This is a genomic window from Caballeronia arationis (genome assembly GCF_001544975.2).
In the GTDB taxonomy this organism is placed as follows: Bacteria; Pseudomonadota; Gammaproteobacteria; order Burkholderiales; family Burkholderiaceae; genus Caballeronia; species Caballeronia arationis.
In genome coordinates this window covers 97777-115391 of record NZ_FCOG02000012.1, presented here as the reverse complement: position 1 = coordinate 115391, position 17615 = coordinate 97777, and the positions used below count along the sequence as shown (strand labels likewise).

The window sequence follows — 17615 nt, the reverse complement described above, 5'->3', positions numbered from 1 at the left end:
GCGCTCAGCGGGCCACCGCGATCAGTTCGCAGTTTGCAGCGCCGACTCCCGAGCGGTCCCAGTCCCCGTACCATTGAACCGGACCGAAGCCGGCCTTCGTCAGCAGGTCCGCGAGTTCGTCCTGGCCGCGAAAGCGCAGTTCGCTCGCCGCGACCAGCGTCTCCCCCGTCGATTCGAACCGATAGTGCGTGTCGAAGCGCAGACGGCCGCTTGACCGCGGGGCGGGCGCTTCGCTGCGCTCGTGCCACACCTCCACGCGACCGACGCCCGCCACTTCGACGCGTCGCAACGATTCCGCCTTCGTCCATCCCTCCCAGGCCCGCGCCGCAGGATTACGGCTGTCGAACGCGATCCGGCCGCCGTTGCGCAACGCGTAGCGTGCTGCGCAGAGCGTCTTCAGGAACGCGTCATCGTCGAGAAAAACCTGGGCGACGTGGCCCGTCATAAGCACGAGATCCATCGGGCCCGCGAAAGCGAGCGCCCCTGCATCGCCTTCGATCCACGTCACCTCGTCGCCGTGCGAACGCTCGCGCGCGACCCGCAGCATCTCGGACGACGGATCGATCCCCGTCACGCGGTGTCCCTGCTCCGCGAGCGCGCATGCGAGGAGCCCGGTCCCGCAGCCGAGATCCGCGATGCGCGTCGCGCCTTGCGCGAGCTGCAGGTAGAACGCCGTGTCGGGGCCGGCGGGATTGAGCGCGTCGTAAAGCGCGACGAGGCGCGGGTCGGAGTACGGCATCGGCGACATCGCTGCGCGCCTAGCGGCTCAGGTACGCGAGGGCTTCGCGCATCGGCTGGCTCGCGATCATGATCGGGCCGGAGAACGGCGTGTCGAGGTCGAAGATCACGAGCACGGCGAGCGCGATCGACAGCGCGCCGAGCGTGATCGTCACGAGCGAAAGCGCGTTGCGCGGCGCGATCAGCCCGAAACACAAAAAGATGATCATCAGCCAGCCGACCAGGATCCGGTCGAACGGATACGAGATCGAACCGTGCGCCTCTTCGATCAGCTTCCAGCGCTGCGCGATCAGGTGCTCGAAGCGCGCGAGATTCTCGGCGGCGAGCTTGACGTGAAACGAGTCGCGCGGCTCGAGCTGGCGCGCGAGCAACTGGCCGCGTTCGAGCAACGCGCCGAGTTTGGGGTTGTCGAGATTGTCCGTTGGCCGTTCGTTGCTGGCGACTTTCGGATAATCGCCCGGCGGCGACGGCTCCTTGGGCCAGGTGCTCGCGATCGCAGCGGCTGTGTAGTTGCGCAGCAACGTGCGGGCGCCGTCGGCGTCGGGGCCGTATTCGCGCAGCGCCGCATCGAGCTGGATCAGCGAGGAGGCGTAGGTGCGGATGTCGTTGTTGGTCGTATCGAAGACGGTTTTCGCCGATGCCGTCAGAAGGCCGAGCACAAGCGCCGCGAACGTCACCAGCATGCCGACGACGAGCTGCACGAGTTGCACCGTCTCCTGTGCCTTGTGCTCTTCGGGCAGGAGCGGCCGGACGATGGCACCGAGGCCGGTGCTGGCGAGAAGCAGGACGAAAACGAGCGCGGCGGATTCGATTTCGGTCATGGGCGATTCACGGACGGATCGAAGGGCGACGGGCGGAGTGTCGCATGACCGGCGGGGGTGCGGGGAGGCGTGCGTGCAACGCGCGCGTTGAGGGAGGGATGATGATGATGATCTGCGGGACGAGGCGAAAGAATATGCTGGTCCCCCCGGCAGGAATCGAACCTGCATCTAGCGCTTAGGAGGCACTCGTTCTATCCATTGAACTACGGGGAGCGATCCGGTCGCGCGAGCGGCGCGGGATCAATGTACGCATCCGGCTCGATGCTTCTTCCTAAATGAAGCGCCGGCGCTGGCTCCGACGGGGCGTCGCCAGCGAGGGCAGAGTATAACAAACACCGCCACGAGCCATCAGGCGCGAGAAAACAATCGGCTTAAGGGAAAGTACCTATCAAGCGCGCTCCATCGCCGCCGATAGTCAGTGATGGACCACCCCGATACCAAGCCTCAAGGCGCGTTTTCGGCGCTGTTGGCAGACCAGGACCTCGCGCACCTCGAACTGGTGCTGCAGCGCTCGCTCGAATGCGATTTCGGCGGTCCCATCCTGCCGCCGCGGTACTGGCGCGAACGGCTGGCGGAAATCACGCGGGCGTCGCACCTTTCGCATACGCAGATCCAGACGGTCCATCGGCTCTACATGCGGATCGACGCCTTCGAGACCGCCGAGCGTAAACGGGAAGAAGAACGGCTGCGCGCGGCGAATGCCGCCGAGGCGGCCGCCGCGATCGCCGACGCCGGCCGCGCCAGGAAGCCGCGCAGCGCGTGAGCACGATCGAACGGCCGGAGCGCCTTCGAAAGCCCGACGCGCTCTAGTGCCGGTGCCGCATCCACCAGTCGCGCATGGAATGACGGTGAGTCGCGGGCCGCATCAGCATGCGCTGGCGATGTTCTTCGCGCCAGTCGTGGGCAAATGCAACGATCGCCACGGCCAGCAGCGCTGCGAGCCCGACCAGCAGGTTGGAGAAGTCATGCATGGCGCCCTCCTCGTCCGATTGCAGCCATGCTTCATCATAGGTCAGAAGGCCGCAGCCGGAACCGGCCCTTCAAAGACCTCAGGCCCCGCGCCGCGCCTTCTGCAACTGCGCGTGCGCCGCGAGCCGCACCGCCGCGTTCGCTGCGCCGTAGCCGTCGTAGCCGCCGCGCCGCTCAATGACCTCCAGGAAGAACCGCTGGTCGAGTTGCTCCGTGTACGCGTGGAAGAACTCGCCGCCGCGCTCGTCGCGGTCGTAGAGGATGTTGTGCTCGCGCATCGCGTCGATCTGCTCGTCGGGCAGCGAATAGCGCGCCGCCAGATCGTCGTAGTAATTGCGCGGGATGCGCAGGAACTGGACGCCGTCCGTGGCGAGACGCGGAATCGCATCGAAGATGTCGGGCGTGCTGAACGCGACATGGTTCAGGCCGGAGCCGCGATAGGTCGCGAGCGATTCCACCACGGCCGTGTAGCGGTCCACCGACGCGTTCAGCGCGATGCGCACCGAGCCGTCGCGGCTTCGCACCGCGCGGCTGCGCACGAGCCCGTAGGGGTCGGGCACGAGCACGCTCGGCTCGGTCTCGAAGCCGAACGCGGTGCGGAAGAACAGCACCCAGGTGTCGAGCGCGTCGGCCGGCAGCGACAGGCACACGTGATCGATTCGTTCGAGCGGCCCGACTTCGTATGGCCCGTCGATGTCGGTCAGGATGAAATCCGATTCCCAAAGCGTCGGCGCGCCGGGCGCTTCGTCGACGAAATATTCGAGACTGCCGTCGGGCGCCTGCACGCCCGGCAACACGCGCTCGTTCGGGCCGACGCGCCCCGAAAACGGCGTATAGCCGTAGGCGGCGGCGCGCTCGAATGCGCATTTGGCGTCGTCGACGCGAAATGCCGACGCGCACAGCGACAATCCGTGCTGCTGGAAGAAGGCGCTCGCGAACGAATCCATCTCGGCGTTCAGCACGATCGAGCCGGAGCCGTGCCGGTAGAGCGTGACATCCTTCGAGCGATGCCGGCCCGCAAGCCGGAAGCCGAGCTTGCCGAGCCAGCCGGCGACTTCGGTGCGTGTCGCATCGTCGACGGCGAATTCGAGGAACTGGAAGCCGATGTGCTCGGGCGGCGCGGGCGGATCGAAGAGAATGTCGGGCGCCTTATCCGCGAGGACCGCGCGCGTCTGTTCTTCGAGGAAGCGCAGCGACCGGTGCCCGTCGGCGGCGGTGACGTTGGTCGGCGCCGCGCGAAAGCCGTCGTTGAAGATTTCGAGCGACAGCGGCCCCGTATAGCCCGCTTCGAGCACGCGCGCTGTGAACGTCGCGACGTCGAACGCGCCCTGGCCCGGGAAGCAGCGGTAATGGCGGCTCCATTCGAGCACGTCCATCGCGAGCACGGGCGCGTCGGCGATCTGCACGAACGCGATCTTCTCGCCCGGGATCGACGCGATTTCGTCGACGGAATCCCGGATCGACAGCGTGTGGAAGCTGTCGAGCACGAGGCCGAGGTTCGGATGATTCACGGCATCGACGAGCCGCCACGCGTGCTTGTAAGAGTTGACGTACCGGCCCCACGCGAGCGCTTCATAGCCGACGATCATGCCCGCCTCTTCGGCCGCGCGCGCGAGCACGCCGAGCTGGTCCGCGATGAGCGCGTCGTCGGCGATCGTCTCCGGCGAAACGTTGCTGCACGCCAGCATGCGGTCCGTGCCGAGTTCGTGCATCAGTTCGAACTTGCGTTTCGCGCGCTCGACATTGCGCGCGAGGCGCTCGGGCGAGACGCCCTCGAAGTCGCGAAACGGCTGGAACAGGTAGATCGCGAGGCCGAGATCCTTGCAGATGCGGCGCACGTCGGCGGGCGTGCCGTCGAAATAGAGCAGATCGTTCTCGAAGATCTCGACGCCGTCGAAACCTGCCGCGCGGATCGCGTTCAGCTTCTCGACCAGCGTGCCGCTGATCGAGACCGTCGCGATGGAAGTCCGGATGGAACGCAGCATCGCTGCCTCCTTGTAATGCAGTGGAAATGCGTGGCAACCAGGCCTGCAAGACCCGTCCAGTGTAGGCCAATCCCACAGGACGCGCGAAGCGGCCATAGCGTTCGCATTCGATATTCTCGATCCTGCCCGGCGATGGTACAGGAAACTAACTAGATCGTACAAATTCGGACAAACACCGACACGCGTTTTCTGCCGCGGCGCAACAACGCTTTCCGCCAAAGCGCGCGAAAAACCAAACGGCGGCCGCAGCCGCCGCTTTTTGCACTCGTTCAGCCGTCGCGCCGCATGAATCGCAACACCGCATCGACGATCATCTCGCGATGCCGCGCGCGCGAGCGCGGCCCCGAAGGATCGCGACCGAACGCCGCGCCCCAGGTATGCCGGTTCGCAACGCGGTGAAAACAGAATGAACTGATCATCAGATGCAGGTCGATCGGATCGACGTCGTCGCGGAACTGCCCTGCCGCTACGCCTCGCGTGATCAGGTCTTCGATCGTGCGCACGACGCTCGAATTGCGGTTCTTGAAGGTCTTCGACTGCTCGATGTACTTCGCCGCGTGCACGTTTTCGATCGTGACGAGGCGCACGAAATCGCGATGCTTGTCGTGATAGTCGAACGCGAATTCGACGAAATGGCGCAGCGCCGCTTCCGGCTCCATCTCGCCCAGTTGCAGCTCCTGCTCGAGCGCGCGGATGTCGCCGTAGACCTGCTCCAGCACGGCCTCGTACAACCCTTCCTTGCTGCCGAAGTAGTAGTACAGCATCCGCTTGGTGGTGTTGGTGCGCTCCGCGATGGCGTCGACGCGCGCGCCGGCCAGCCCCATCGCCGAGAACTCCTGCTTGGCGATCTCGAGGATATTGCGCTTGGTCTCCTCCGGATCGTACTTGCGCCGCGTCTCCGGCGAGGGCGCAGCACTGACGGGCGTTGCGGCCTTACTTCCTTTTTTCATTGTTTTGGCTAAGTTTTTTAGCTGAGGGCGGCATCTGAAAATCGATTCTAGCACGGTGAAAACGCACGTCCGGCCGTGATTTCCGCCGCCCTTTCCCGCAACGCATGCGCCTTCGCCCGCCGGCCATTCGCCTATAATTCGCGCGGCAAACCACAAGGAATCGCATGACGCCCAAGACCGTTCTGACCGGCGTGATCGTTGCCGCCTGCGCCTTTGCCGCGCCGCTCGCTGCCCGCGCGCAAGCGCATGAACGCGTGCAGCAGCAGTCGCCCTCGCCCGAGAGCCTCGCGATGGAAGGCGTGCGCACCTGCGGCAACATCGCGCGCGGCGCCGCAGACATCTGCCATATCGATGCAGCCAAGGTCGAGCGTTTCAAGGCGGCGGCCCGGCAGAATTTCGCGGCCGCGCCCGACTTCGACGGCGCCTGGAACCTCGGCTACACCGAAGCGCAATCGGCCGTAGACCGCTTCGCGCGCCTCAAGTCGAGCGATCCCGCCGAATATGCGAAAGAGCTCCACGAAGCCTGCCCGGCGCTCAACCGCGGCATCGACGAGGTGACGGGCGGCAAGTAGCGAATAGGCGCCCGGCTATTCGCGCTCGGTGCGCCGGTCGTTCTGCGGGTTGTCGTAGTGGGCGCGCTTTTCCGCGTACATGACCGAGTCGGCGCGGTGCAGCATCGCCTCCAGACGCTCGCCCTCCTGCGCGGTGGCCGCGCCCATCGCGAAACTGAGCGGCATGCCCGAGTAGAACTGGTTGTTCACCTCCACCAGCTGGCGGATGCTCTCCATCATCGCCTCGCCGCCGCGCTCGTCGGTGCCCGGCAGCAGCACGACGAATTCGTCGCCGCCGATGCGCGCCGCCTGGAACGGCTTTTCCAGCGCCTTGCCGAGCACCTCGCCCGCGCGGCGCAGCAACGCGTCGCCGGCGGCGTGACCCAACTGGTCGTTCACGGCCTTCAGGCCGTTCACGTCGACCGCGATCGCCGTCACCGGGAACGGACCCTTGCGCTCCAGCCGGTTGATTTCATCGATGTAGAACGAGCGGTTCTTCAGCTTGGTCAGCACGTCGTGCTTGCCGAGAAACTCGAGATACGCCTCGGCCTTCTTGCGCGCGGTGATGTCGGTGAGCGCGACGAGCACGAGGTCCCAGTCGCGCTCGTGGCCCGGAAACACCGAGAACTGCAGGTGCACGTGCAGTTCAGCGCCTTCGAGCGAATAGTTCATTACTTCGCGCTGGTGAAACAGCTTGTGATCCCACAGGTCGATCAGCTGTTCCTGGAAATGCTGCTGCATGTCGTCGCGGAAGATGGTCTGAAGGTTTGCGAGGAGCGTCGGCTTGTCGGGCGCGGCGAACGTCCTGAGCGTGTGCTGGTTCACGTCGAGCACGTGAATCTCCTGCATGCAGCGCTCGACGAATTCCGGATGCACGTTTGTAAACGTCCGGAAATCGACGATGCCGCGCTCGCGCACGTCGTCGAGCAGTGCCTTCACGGAACTGAAATCTTCCACCCACAGCGACACCGGCGAATGCTCGAAGAGCCCGCGCGCATAGAGTTCGCTCTCTGCCGCACGGCGCCGCACGCCTTCGAGTTCGGTGATGTCCTCGATCGTGACCAGCACGCGGTCCCAGCGCGACTCGTGTCCCGGCAGGATCACCGCCTTGAGCAGCACGTCGAGCCGCCGGCCGTCGAGCGCGTAATTCACCGTCTGGCTCACGAACTGCGGCTTGCCGGCCCACAGCTGTTCGAGTTCGTCGACGTGCGTCGCGAGCATGTCGTCGCGAAACACGCTGGCGAGGTTCTGCACGAGATGATCGACGTCCTTCGCGCCAAAGAGCGACAGCGTCCGCCGGTTCACCTTGATCACGCGGATGCGCGACGAACACGCGGCGATGCGCGCCGGGTCTTCGGCGAGGTACGCGCGCAGGTTCGTGACACCGGCGGCCCGCCAGCTTTCGAACAGTTCGCGCACGGCGCTGAAATCCTCGAGCCACAGCGAGACGGGCGCGAGATCGAACATGTCGGCATCGTCGGCGGGAGCGCTCCCATCGAAATTAGGCCGGGCGGATGGCTGGATGGCTGCGCGGACGGCGCGCCGCTCGTCATTTTGCATGGGCGTTGTTCCGGCTCGCGCCGGTTCCGTATTTATCGCATTATTCTAGCCCGCCATTTTTAAGCACCTGTTTCGTGGCCGCCGCGGGCCGCCCGGCCGTTGGGCGATGCGTCGTTAGCGGGGCCGGATGCTACACTCGATGAGCCCTCCGTGCCCTGTCCGACCTCGCGTCACGAGCGCTCTCCGGCGGGCATGTTTGCTGCGGCAGGGCGCGAAACATCCGGGCGGGCGCCATGCGCCGCTTATTTCAACCTGTCGAATGGAGGCAAGATTCTCATGGCTGATTTCCGCATCTGGTCCGACGAGTTTCCCGCGAACGGCTTCTTGACCAAGTCGCAGGAATTCGATCAGCAAGCCTTCGGCGGAGCGGGCGAGAACATCTCGCCCGCGTTGCAGTGGGAAGACCCGCCCGCCGATACGCAGAGCTTCGCGCTCACCGTCTACGATCCCGACGCGCCCACCGGCAGCGGCTTCTGGCACTGGGTGATCGTCAACATTCCTGCTGATGTCCGGTCGCTGCCGCGCAACGCCGGCAAGGCGGACGGCAGCCTCCTGCCCGCCGGCGCGCTGCAGTTGAGGAACGACTACGGCACGGTCGGTTTCGGCGGTGCGGCGCCGCCGCGCGGCGACAAGACGCATCGCTATATCTTCCGCATCCACGCATTGCAGGCCGGCAACCTAGCTCTTGACGCCGGCGCGACCAATGCGGTCGCGCGCTTCATGGTGCATCTGAACGAAATCGATTCGGCGACCTACACGGGCCTGTACGAACTGAAGTAACGCGATGAAGTAATGCGATCCGCGACGCGCGCCGCCCGACCGGCGCGCATCGCCCGCGCCCCTCGACTTCCCTTCATTCACCCTTCACGCCGCCCCAATTCTCCGATCGATGGAAGCAGAACAAGGCCTGCCGTATCCGCAACGCTTCTGGGCGATCCTCGTCATCGCGCTCGGCATCACGCTCGCGGTGCTCGACGGCGCCATCGCCAACGTCGCGCTGCCGACCATCGCCCGCACGCTGAATGCGGCGCCCGCCGATTCGATCTGGATCGTCAACGCGTACCAGCTCACCATCACCATCTCACTCCTGCCGCTCGCCTCGCTCGGCGACCGCATCGGCTACCGGCGCATCTACATGACCGGGCTCGCGCTCTTCACGGTCGCGTCGCTTGGCTGCGCGCTGTCGAACTCGCTCGTGACGCTGACCGTCACACGCGTGATCCAGGGCTTCGGCGCGGCCGGCATCATGAGCGTCAACACGGCGCTCGTGCGCATGATCTATCCGCCCGACCAGCTCGGCCGCGGCGTCTCCATCAACGCGACGGTGGTCGCGATCTCCTCGGTGATCGGACCGACCATCGCCTCGGGCGTACTCGCCATCGCGCCGTGGCCGTGGCTCTTCGCGATCAACGTGCCGATCGGACTTGCCGCGCTCGCGGTCGGCACACGCGCGCTGCCGCGTACGCCGGGCCATCGCGAACCTTACGACTACGTGAGCGCGCTGATGAATGCGCTCGTCTTCGGTCTCGCGATCACGGCCGTCGACGGCCTCGGTCACGGCGAGCACCGGCCGTATGTGATCGCCGAATTTGTGGTGGCGGGCGTGATCGGCTATTTCTTCGTGCGCCGCCAGTTGACGCAGCGCGCGCCGCTCCTCCCCGTCGACCTGATGCGCATTCCGGTGTTCGCGCTCTCCGTCGCGACGTCGTTCTGCTCGTTCGTCGCGCAGATGCTGGCTTTCGTCTCGCTGCCGTTCCTGCTGCAGGACGGTTTCGGCATGACTCAGGTCCAGACTGGCTTTCTGATGACGCCGTGGCCGCTCGTCATCGTGTTCGTCGCGCCGCTGGCGGGCGTGCTCGCGGACCGCTACTCGGCGGGCATCCTCGGCGGCGTCGGGCTCGCGATCCTGACCGCCGGTCTCCTTCTGCTCGCGACCACCGGCACGCATCCGACGCCCGTCGACATCGCCTGGCGGATGGCGGTCTGCGGGCTCGGCTTCGGGCTCTTCCAGTCGCCGAACAACCGGCAGATGCTGTCTTCCGCGCCGCGTCATCGCAGCGGCGGCGCAAGCGGCATGCTCGGCACGGCGCGTCTGTCCGGACAGACGCTCGGCGCTGCACTCGTCGCGCTGATCTTCGGCGTCGCACCGCAGCACGGCGCGGTCATCACGCTCTACGCGGCGGCGGCGTTCGCGGCGGCGGCCGCGGTCGTGAGCCTCATGCGGCTCGCCGGCAAGCGCCGCGCGGAAGCCGTCTGAGCGCGGTGCCGCGCCCGCGGCACCGCACGCCCATCCGAACGCCGCCTGCCCGCTCTCCTGGGCACACCCCTTGCTGCCGTCGAGTCGAGGGTTCCGCAGGCCGGGAACCCATCTCACAGGCTTATCCAGCAACAGGGAGAGTGTTTCGATGGCTACTTCGCTGAACAATTGCAAGGTCGCGATTCTCGCAGTCGACGGCTTCGAGCAGGCCGAACTCGTCGAGCCGCAGCGCGCCCTGAAGGAAGCCGGCGCCGAGGTCCACGTGATTTCGCAGAAGCCGGGACAGATCCAGGGTTTCAAGCACGTCGACAAGGGCGACAAGGTCGCGGTCGACGCCACGTTCGATCAGGTCAAGGCGTCGGATTACGACGCGCTCGTGCTGCCGGGCGGCGTCTTGAACAGCGACGCGATTCGTGTCGATGCGCAGGCGCAGGGCTTCGTCAAGGCCGCCAATCAGGCGAAAAAGCCGATCGCGGTGATCTGTCACGGCGGCTGGCTGCCGATCTCGGCGGGCATCGTCGCGGGCCGCACGATGACGAGCTGGCCGAGCCTGCAGGACGACATCCGCAATGCGGGCGGGACCTGGGTCGACCAGGAAGTGCAGGTCGACGGCAACCTGATCACGAGTCGCAAGCCCGACGACCTGCCCGCCTTCAACAAGGCGCTGATCGACGCGCTTGCCAAGGCGAAACAGGCTGCATGAAAGTGAAACCCGCAGGAACAGGAGGACGCATGCCGAACGATTCCACTTTCAACCGGCGACATGAAACGCCCCCGGCGGCGCAGCCATCGACGCGCGGCGCGCTGATGCGCGGCTGGGCGAAGAAAGGCGTCGCGGCGCTTGCGCTGGCCGCCGGCTTCGTGCCGCTCGCTTACGCGCAGAACGCACCGGCGAGCGGGGCATCGGAGAAACTGTCGGCGACCGATCAGCAGTTCGTGCAGGACGCAGGCACAGCCGGCGCCACTGAAATTGCCGCAAGCAAGCTCGCGCTCACGAAGTCGAGCGACGCGCAGGTCAAGCGCTTCGCGGAGCGCATGATCGCGGACCACGCCAAGCTCGCGCGCAATCTCGACGTCCTCGCTAAGCGGCACGGCATCACGGCGCCGGCGAGCGCGGATTCGTCGGTGGTCGGCAGCTTGCAAAATCTTCAAGGCGCCGACTTCGACAAGGCATATATTGACAAGGTGGCGGTCGGCGGCCATCAGAAGGCCGTCGAGCTCTTCAAGCAGGAAAGCGAGAACGGCAACGACGCGCAACTGAAAGGCGCCGCGGCCAAGGCACTGCCGATCATCGAGCACCATTACCAGATGGCGCAGCAGCTCGCGAAGGCCAAGGCATGAGCGCCCTTCCCGCTTCCCCCCATCGTCCGGCCTATGAGGACTCGACCATGCACATCACCTTCGCGGAAGATCCGCCCGTTTTCGACGGCGTCGACCTGGTGATCAATTTCACCGCACTCGTCGACGGCCAGCCTGTCGTCTGCTCGATTTCCGCCGAGGCGCTGGAGGACCATTTCGCCGCGGTCTCCGCGCGCGAAGAGGACCTGATGCCCGCCTACGAGCAGGGCCGGCCGCGTATCCGCGCGGTCTGCGCCGAAGCGCTCGACGAGAACGGCGGCCAGGCGGTCGTGCTGCGCAGCGGCCTGTTCCGCGTCGCCGGTATGGAGCCGAAATAGGCGCACCGCCCCTGAACCTGACCCAATCGAAAACGGAGGCATCATGTCGCTAATAATCGCGGGCCGTTTCCAGACTTTTCCGGCCGCCGAGGCCGCCGCGCAACGGCTCTTCGCCCGCGGCTTCGTCGAGGAAGACGTCACGCTCTTCTTCGTCAATCCGAGCGGCCAGCACGCCCGTCATCCGATCGGCGGCGACGTCGGCACCGATGCGGGCGCTCAGGCCGCACCCAAGGGCGCGGGGCGCGGCGTAACGATCGGCGCGGTGATCGGGGCGGTCGTCGGCGCGGCGGTGTTCGCGGTCTTCAAGGCGCCGTTGTTCGTGTCGGTGGTGGCGGCAGGTGTCGGTGCGTATATCGGCTCGCTTGCGGGCGCGATGTCTCATACGCGCAAGTCGAAGCCGGGGTCGTCCACGTCTCATGCAAACGAGGAGAACGCGCGGCACGCGGGCGTGCTTGTTGCCGTGCATGTCTCGCCGGAGTCGCAGAACGATGCGGCGTCGACCCTGCGCGAGGCCGGCGGCATGGACATCGAACGCGCGTCGGGACGCTGGAAGCAGGGTCGCTGGAGCGATTTCGATCCGCTGCAGCCACCGCATCCGGTTGCCGAGTATGCGCAACGACGCGCTTGAGTTGAGCGCTTCAGAGCAGGGTGAATATGACGAAGGCCGCCCGAGGGCGGCCTTTTTTATAGTGCGGCCGTTCTACATGAGCAGCGGATCGCGCCGCACACGCGGCACCGGGCTCCGTTCGTCGACTGGCTGTGCCTGACGCGGCATGCTGCAGGTTGCTCGCAGCAGGCGCGCTGCTGTATTGCTCTCGTCGGTAGAGCGCGGATTGCGCTTCGCGCACATCGATCGTGTCCTGGCGGATCTGCATGACGAGCGCCGACGTGACGATCGCCACGAAGACGAGCAACTCCCGATAGTTGATGCTCATGTGTTCTCCCAAGTCGTCGTTCTGCGCGTCGCGATCGATGCCGCGCGCTTTTGGATACTTCGTCGAACGAGGGAAAAAGCAAGCGTCGTGCCGCGCGAAGAGCAACGCGTATGGGCCGTCGCCCGGCCCGACGGTCAGAAGATGCACGGCCTGCCAGCTCCCGAAAAACCCCGCACCGGGCACGCCGCATGCGATAGCGAAAGAGACCGCGTCCCGCACCGGGATCTCATCTGCGGGGAACTTCGATCAATAAGGAGGTATTACATGAGCACGAATATCGTATCGGTACTCAATGATCTCGTAGAAACGTCGAAGGACGGTGAAAAGGGCTTCCTCAAGGCCGCCGAAGACACCCGTGATCCGAGCCTGAAGCTCCTGTTCCAGAACCGCGCGGAAGACTGCCAGCGCGGCGCGCGCGAACTGCAGGACGTCGTGCAGCGCCTGGGCGGCAAGCCCGAAACCGGCGGCACGGTGGCAGGCGCGCTACATCGCGGCTGGGTCGACGTGAAGTCGGCGGTGACGGGCCGCGACGATCACGCGATCCTCGCCGAATGCGAGCGCGGCGAGGATGTCGCGAAGAAGAACTATCGCGATGCACTCGACAAGGATCTGCCTGCCGATGTGCGCGCAGTCGTCGAGCGCCAGTATCAGGGTGTCATTCAGAACCATGATCGCATCCGCGATCTACGCGATCAGTACGCCGCTGCGAAGTCGTAATGCGCCGGAGGTGACGGGTCCGAAGCGGTCGTCATCGACGGCCGCTCGTTCGCCAGGCTGATTGCCCGATGGAGCCGTCGCTCGCCTACGCGAGCGGCGGCTTTTTATCGTCCGCGCGGATCGACGATGCAAAAAAGCCCTGCCGCTTGCGCGGCCGGGCTTCGTGTTCCTTCGGGAAATCGTGCGAGCTTACTGCGGCTGACCCTTGTCGTTGGTGCCGAGCGAAGACGCCGCAGCGGCAGCCGACGCGCCCTTCAGCTTGTGCGCCTTGTTCTGCTGATGCATCGTCGTGCCCTTCGACTGCTTCGTCATCGCGCCCGATGCCATGTTCGTCGAATCGGGCGTCGCCGACGTGCCGTTCGACTGACCGCCGCCCGCCGCTCCGCCAGCATTCTGCGCGAACGCAGGAGCCGCGCAGGCAATCGCGAGCGCGGCGGTCAAGGCAAACTTCTTCGTGTTGTTCATCGAAATCTCCTTTTGCTGCGGTCCGGTTGCATCGGCAAGATGCCGTGGCGAACCGCGATGAGTGACGCCCCTTTTCAAGGTGCTTCGAGGTCGTACTTCGTTCTGCGTCGTTGCTACTGAAGTCGCTTCCCTGTCGAGCCGCGGCGCCCGTTCCCCGAACCGGCGAGATCAGACGCCGCAGCCATCGCACTCTTATTCGGCTGCGATCTTGAGATGGTTCTTCACATGGGTCACGCCCGAAACCTTCGAGACGACATCTTCTGCCGCCGTCCGGTCCTCAGCCGACGGCACGGTGCCCGTCAGCGAAACGACGCCCTTGACGGTCTTGACGTGGACATGCGTCGACTTGACGTTCTTCGCGCCGAGCAGTTCGGTCTTGACCTTCGTGGTGACGGCGCTGTCGTCCAGTTTCTGACCGACGGATGTGCCCGTCGAATCCGATGCCGCCGTCGTCTGAGCCGTTGCGTTGAGGGCAAACACAACTGCTGCGATACCGCCGGCTGCCTTCAGGAATTGGGTCGTCTTCATGGAAACTCTCCTTCTTTTTCAGTTTTAAAAGTACGGTCTCGCCCTTACTGCTCGTTGCTTGCGCGCCGGGGGACCGTCTCATTGGTACTTCTTGTCGCTACTTTGTTTACGTCACGCCCCGTAGTAACGCGATCGTGCAACGACTTCCGCAACTTGCGTGCCGGGCCATGCAAAACGCGCACGCTCGCGGCCTGGGACAAAGCGCTCCGCGCCTTGTCGCGCCGGGATTTCGCAGCCCGCCGAAATAGTTTTGTCCCGTACGTTTTTCAACATTTGGACACCCGCTCGAACGACCCGCGAAGGCGCTGCGGTTTTGTCGGAGGCCGTGTAAAAACTGCGTGGAAGCAGCCTTCAAACCCTCCTGCAATCCGCGTGCAAGCATCGTAAAAGCCCGATGCCATGCGGTTCCCGTACCGCATGGCACGACCGTTGCTTATTAGGGCGTCACGAAAGCCGATTCTGTTCAAGAACAAACGAGGACTACCACGCAATGCCGCCTTCCCTAGAACTTCGCACCAAGCAAAGCCTTGCGCTCACACCGCGTCTTCAACAGTCGGTCCGCCTGCTGCAGCTTTCGTCGCTCGAGTTTCAGCAGGAACTGCGCAATGCCCTCGATACCAACCCGTTCCTCGAATACGACGAGTCGCAAACAGAGGACAACGCCCTCAGTAACGACAACGGCAGTTCGATGAGCGAAACGACGCCCGCTTCGACCAGCGAAACGGCCGAAGCTCCGCTTGCCGCGGACAGCGTCGCCGATTCGGCCGACAGCGGCGATTCTTCGTCCCATGACGATGCAGGCAGTGAGTTCTCCTCCGACCCGTTCGGCCGCACCACAGCGTCGCGCACGAGCGGCGACGGCGAAGGTTCCGACCCGGCCGACTGGGTCCGTATCGAACCTTCGTTGCACGACACCCTGCACGATTCGCTGCGCCTTTACCCGCTGAACGATCGCGATCGCGCGATGGCCCAGCTGATCATCGAAGCGCTCGACGACGACGGCTATCTTCGACAAGACCTCTCGGAGCTTGCGGCGCTCGTCGATATCGAGCCCGAACTCACCGAAGACGAGTTGACCATCGCGCTCAAGCTCGTGCAGTCGCTCGACAAGCCGGGTGTCGGTGCGCGCAATCTGTCGGAATGCCTGTCGCTGCAACTCGAAGCGATGCCGTCCGACACGCCGGCGCGTGCTGTCGCGCTCGAAATCGTCAACCATCATCTGGAGCGCCTCGCGCGGCGCGAGCAGGCCGAACTGCAGAAGAAGATCGGCTGCAGCGCGGACGACCTGCGTATTGCGTGCGCGCTCGTGCGCAAGCTCGATCCGAAGCCGGGCGAGAACTACGGTCAGGCCGAGGACAACTACGTCGTACCGGACGTGATCGTGCGTCAGGTGAAGAAAAGCTGGGTCGTGACGATCAATCCGGCGGTGCTGCCGCGCGCGCGCATCCATCGGATGTACGCGGAACTGTTCGCGCAATCGGCGGGCGCGAGCCGTTCGCCGCTCGCCCAGCAGTTGCAGGAAGCGCGCTGGCTGATTCGCAATGCGCAGCAGCGCTTCACGACGATCCAGCGCGTCGCGGAATGCATCGTGTCGCATCAGAAGGCGTTCTTCGATTACGGCGAGATCGCGCTGAAGCCGCTCGTGCTGCGCGATGTCGCCGATGAACTCGAACTGCACGAATCGACGATCTCGCGCGCGACGGGCAACAAGTACATGGCGACGCCGCGCGGCATCTTCGAGTTCAAGCACTTCTTCCCGCGCGAACTCAGCACTGAAAGCGGCGGCACGTGCTCGGCCGCGGCGGTGCGTGCGCTCCTGAAGGAGATGATCGCGAAGGAGAATGCGGCCGATCCGCTGTCGGACGTGAGCCTCGCGAAAATGCTCGCGGATCAGGGTGTGATCGTCGCGCGACGGACGGTCGCGAAGTACCGGCATCTGATGAAGGTGCCGCCGGCGGAGTTGCGCCGGCAGGCCTGATCTTCGGCTTCGCCGCCTGATCCTCAAAATGCCTTCGAGGTTGCACTCGAAGGCATTTTTTATCGCCATCCCGCCTCGCGATGCGTGCGCTTCCTCGCCGCCGTCGCCGACAGTTCGGCGCCCAGCAGAAACACCGCCGCCGAGTAATACAGCCACATCAGGATGATGGCGAGCGATCCGGCCGCGCCGAACATGTTCGCTGTCCCCGCGTGGCTCAGATAGAACGCGAAGAGCCGCTTACCGCCTTCGAACATCAGCGCCGCCGCGACCGCGCCGAGCAGCGCGTCGCGCCACGTCATGCGCGCGGTCGGCAGGAACTTGAGCAGCACCGTGAACGCGAGCGACAGCATCGCGAGCGAAATGGCGCGCTGCGTCGCGCCGGCGAGCACGAGGAACGGGCTGCCGTCGCCGAAAACGAGATGCCCGACCAGCTCGACGAACGCGTCGAGCACGAGGAGCGCCACGACCATCAGCCCCGCGCCGACGACGAGCCCGAACGACATCACCCGCACGCGCAACAGCCCGACAATGCTCTCCCGCGTGCTCACGGCGGGCGTCGGCCAGATGACGTTGAGGGCGCTGTGCAGCGATGAAAACGTCGCCGATGCGCCGACGAGCACGCCCGCCCCCGACAGAATCGCCGTGCTGCGGGCGATGTCGGCGTGCCACGCGTTTGCGACGATCGCTTCGAGCGCGCGCGCCGCGTCTGTGCCGACGACGCCGCTGATCTCGTCGAAGAGGCGCCCCTGAACGGCATCGGCGCCGAAGAAGATGCTCGCTACCGCGATCACGATGACGAGCGTCGGCGCGAGCGAAAACGCGGCGAAGAATGAGATCGACGCCGAGAACATCAGGCAGTGGTCCTGCGACCAGTGCGTGACCGGGTCGACGGCCCACGAAAGCCAGCCGCGCCATTTCGACGTGCTGCCAACTGCGACGGGCGGGGTTTTCGGCGAAGTGTCGTCGTTCATGCGGCGGCGTCGGCGCGTCGTGCGCGGCTGGACCCAAAACGCCGATCCTAACGCCACTTCAATAAAAAGCGGCGTCGCTCCGTAAAGAACGACGCCGCTCCACTCTGCAAACTCGAAATCAGACGTCCTCGTCGTCCTCCGGATTCCCGGTTTCGTCGCCGATGCTGCGCGTTTCGTCTTCCACTTCGTCAGGCAAGATGTCGGAATCGGTTTCGAGATTGTTGTCGCCATCCGCCGACGCCGCTTCGCCGGTGCCGTAGCGGTCCGTGTCGCTCGCCAGTTCCGCCTGCGACTGGCCGAGCGCGTGGGCGTCGAGTTCGTCCTCGATGTCGCCCGGATAGCGCTTCTCGCCCTGCACGTCCGAGCCGCTGTCGGAGGAGTCGCTCGGGCCGAGCGCGCCGGTGCCGTGTCCCTTGCCGATTTCCACGCTGCCCTCGTCGGGCGGGTTCAGTGTGCTTCCGCTCATCATTGATCTCCGTTGATCGTCCGCTTCATGGATCGCAAGGGACGTGCC

General features: G+C 65.2%; 21 protein-coding genes and 1 tRNA gene. 10 read left to right on the top strand and 12 right to left on the bottom strand.

Annotated elements, in window-relative coordinates; genetic code table 11:
- Positions 1–4: 4 nt before the first annotated feature.
- From AWB81_RS09915 to AWB81_RS09905, 3 genes are all read right to left on the bottom strand, one after another.
- Positions 5–739, bottom strand: coding sequence for a class I SAM-dependent methyltransferase (locus AWB81_RS09915; protein ID WP_062634752.1), 735 nt, complete (start codon positions 737–739; stop codon positions 5–7).
- Positions 740–758: 19 nt separating this feature from the next.
- Positions 759–1559 (bottom strand): bestrophin-like domain, encoded by an 801-nt coding sequence (locus AWB81_RS09910; protein WP_062634662.1) that lies wholly within the window; start codon positions 1557–1559, stop codon positions 759–761.
- Positions 1560–1697: 138 nt separating this feature from the next.
- Positions 1698–1772 (bottom strand) — tRNA-Arg (locus AWB81_RS09905).
- A gap of 208 nt (positions 1773–1980) precedes the next feature.
- Between AWB81_RS09905 and AWB81_RS09900 the strand changes: the two genes are divergently transcribed.
- On the top strand, positions 1981–2322 hold the full coding sequence (locus AWB81_RS09900) for a hypothetical protein (RefSeq protein WP_062634660.1): 342 nt from the start codon (positions 1981–1983) through the stop codon (positions 2320–2322).
- A gap of 43 nt (positions 2323–2365) precedes the next feature.
- Here the strand turns inward: AWB81_RS09900 and AWB81_RS45660 are convergent, their stop codons facing one another.
- The 3 genes from AWB81_RS45660 to AWB81_RS09890 all read right to left on the bottom strand — a co-directional run bounded on the left by AWB81_RS45660 (position 2366) and on the right by AWB81_RS09890 (position 5463).
- The gene (locus AWB81_RS45660) at positions 2366–2530 is read right to left on the bottom strand and encodes a hypothetical protein (RefSeq protein WP_159938868.1); all 165 of its coding nucleotides are present in this window, start codon (positions 2528–2530) and stop codon (positions 2366–2368) included.
- Positions 2531–2608: 78 nt separating this feature from the next.
- Positions 2609–4501: a bifunctional sugar phosphate isomerase/epimerase/4-hydroxyphenylpyruvate dioxygenase family protein gene (locus tag AWB81_RS09895; protein ID WP_062634749.1), complete on the bottom strand. Its 1893-nt coding sequence runs from the start codon at positions 4499–4501 to the stop codon at positions 2609–2611.
- 281 nt (positions 4502–4782) lie between these two features.
- Positions 4783–5463 (bottom strand): TetR/AcrR family transcriptional regulator, encoded by a 681-nt coding sequence (locus AWB81_RS09890; protein WP_062634658.1) that lies wholly within the window; start codon positions 5461–5463, stop codon positions 4783–4785.
- Positions 5464–5627: 164 nt separating this feature from the next.
- Here AWB81_RS09890 and AWB81_RS09885 point away from each other — a divergent pair, with 164 nt between their 5' ends.
- A complete protein-coding gene (locus tag AWB81_RS09885) occupies positions 5628–6035 on the top strand; it encodes a hypothetical protein (protein ID WP_235025755.1) in 408 nt (135 codons plus the stop codon).
- Positions 6036–6050: 15 nt separating this feature from the next.
- Here AWB81_RS09885 and AWB81_RS09880 read toward each other — a convergent pair whose 3' ends face one another.
- Positions 6051–7574: a sensor domain-containing diguanylate cyclase gene (locus AWB81_RS09880; RefSeq protein WP_087134872.1), complete on the bottom strand. Its 1524-nt coding sequence runs from the start codon at positions 7572–7574 to the stop codon at positions 6051–6053.
- Positions 7575–7850: 276 nt separating this feature from the next.
- On the opposite strand from AWB81_RS09880, the gene AWB81_RS09875 reads away from it, so the two are divergent.
- From AWB81_RS09875 to AWB81_RS09850, 6 genes are all read left to right on the top strand, one after another.
- Positions 7851–8354: a YbhB/YbcL family Raf kinase inhibitor-like protein gene (locus AWB81_RS09875; RefSeq protein WP_062634745.1), complete on the top strand. Its 504-nt coding sequence runs from the start codon at positions 7851–7853 to the stop codon at positions 8352–8354.
- A 109-nt stretch (positions 8355–8463) separates the two neighbouring features.
- Entirely contained in the window at positions 8464–9831 is a 1368-nt protein-coding gene (locus tag AWB81_RS09870) for an MFS transporter (RefSeq protein ID WP_062634654.1), read from the top strand.
- Between the two features lie 148 nt (positions 9832–9979).
- Positions 9980–10534 (top strand): type 1 glutamine amidotransferase domain-containing protein, encoded by a 555-nt coding sequence (locus AWB81_RS09865; protein WP_062634651.1) that lies wholly within the window; start codon positions 9980–9982, stop codon positions 10532–10534.
- 104 nt (positions 10535–10638) lie between these two features.
- Entirely contained in the window at positions 10639–11172 is a 534-nt protein-coding gene (locus tag AWB81_RS09860; protein ID WP_062634743.1) for a DUF4142 domain-containing protein, read from the top strand.
- A gap of 47 nt (positions 11173–11219) precedes the next feature.
- Positions 11220–11507, top strand: coding sequence for a DUF1488 family protein (locus AWB81_RS09855; protein WP_087134871.1), 288 nt, complete (start codon positions 11220–11222; stop codon positions 11505–11507).
- Between the two features lie 43 nt (positions 11508–11550).
- Positions 11551–12135, top strand: a complete 585-nt coding sequence (locus tag AWB81_RS09850) for a hypothetical protein (RefSeq protein WP_062634647.1) — start codon at positions 11551–11553, stop codon at positions 12133–12135.
- 10 nt (positions 12136–12145) lie between these two features.
- Here the strand turns inward: AWB81_RS09850 and AWB81_RS44635 are convergent, their stop codons facing one another.
- A complete protein-coding gene (locus AWB81_RS44635) occupies positions 12146–12442 on the bottom strand; it encodes a hypothetical protein (RefSeq protein WP_143753660.1) in 297 nt (98 codons plus the stop codon).
- 264 nt (positions 12443–12706) lie between these two features.
- On the opposite strand from AWB81_RS44635, the gene AWB81_RS09840 reads away from it, so the two are divergent.
- Positions 12707–13159 (top strand): PA2169 family four-helix-bundle protein, encoded by a 453-nt coding sequence (locus AWB81_RS09840; protein ID WP_062634643.1) that lies wholly within the window; start codon positions 12707–12709, stop codon positions 13157–13159.
- 189 nt (positions 13160–13348) lie between these two features.
- Here the strand turns inward: AWB81_RS09840 and AWB81_RS09835 are convergent, their stop codons facing one another.
- Both AWB81_RS09835 and AWB81_RS09830 read right to left on the bottom strand, forming a co-directional pair.
- Entirely contained in the window at positions 13349–13624 is a 276-nt protein-coding gene (locus AWB81_RS09835) for a hypothetical protein (protein ID WP_062634641.1), read from the bottom strand.
- A gap of 192 nt (positions 13625–13816) precedes the next feature.
- Positions 13817–14152, bottom strand: a complete 336-nt coding sequence (locus AWB81_RS09830) for a BON domain-containing protein (RefSeq protein ID WP_062634638.1) — start codon at positions 14150–14152, stop codon at positions 13817–13819.
- Positions 14153–14642: 490 nt separating this feature from the next.
- Between AWB81_RS09830 and AWB81_RS09825 the strand changes: the two genes are divergently transcribed.
- On the top strand, positions 14643–16130 hold the full coding sequence (locus AWB81_RS09825) for an RNA polymerase factor sigma-54 (protein ID WP_062634635.1): 1488 nt from the start codon (positions 14643–14645) through the stop codon (positions 16128–16130).
- 59 nt (positions 16131–16189) lie between these two features.
- On the opposite strand, the gene AWB81_RS09820 is transcribed toward AWB81_RS09825, so the two are convergent.
- Both AWB81_RS09820 and AWB81_RS09815 read right to left on the bottom strand, forming a co-directional pair.
- Positions 16190–17101: a YihY/virulence factor BrkB family protein gene (locus AWB81_RS09820; protein ID WP_062634633.1), complete on the bottom strand. Its 912-nt coding sequence runs from the start codon at positions 17099–17101 to the stop codon at positions 16190–16192.
- Positions 17102–17219: 118 nt separating this feature from the next.
- Entirely contained in the window at positions 17220–17570 is a 351-nt protein-coding gene (locus AWB81_RS09815; protein ID WP_062634741.1) for a hypothetical protein, read from the bottom strand.
- Between the last annotated feature and the right edge of the window lie 45 nt (positions 17571–17615).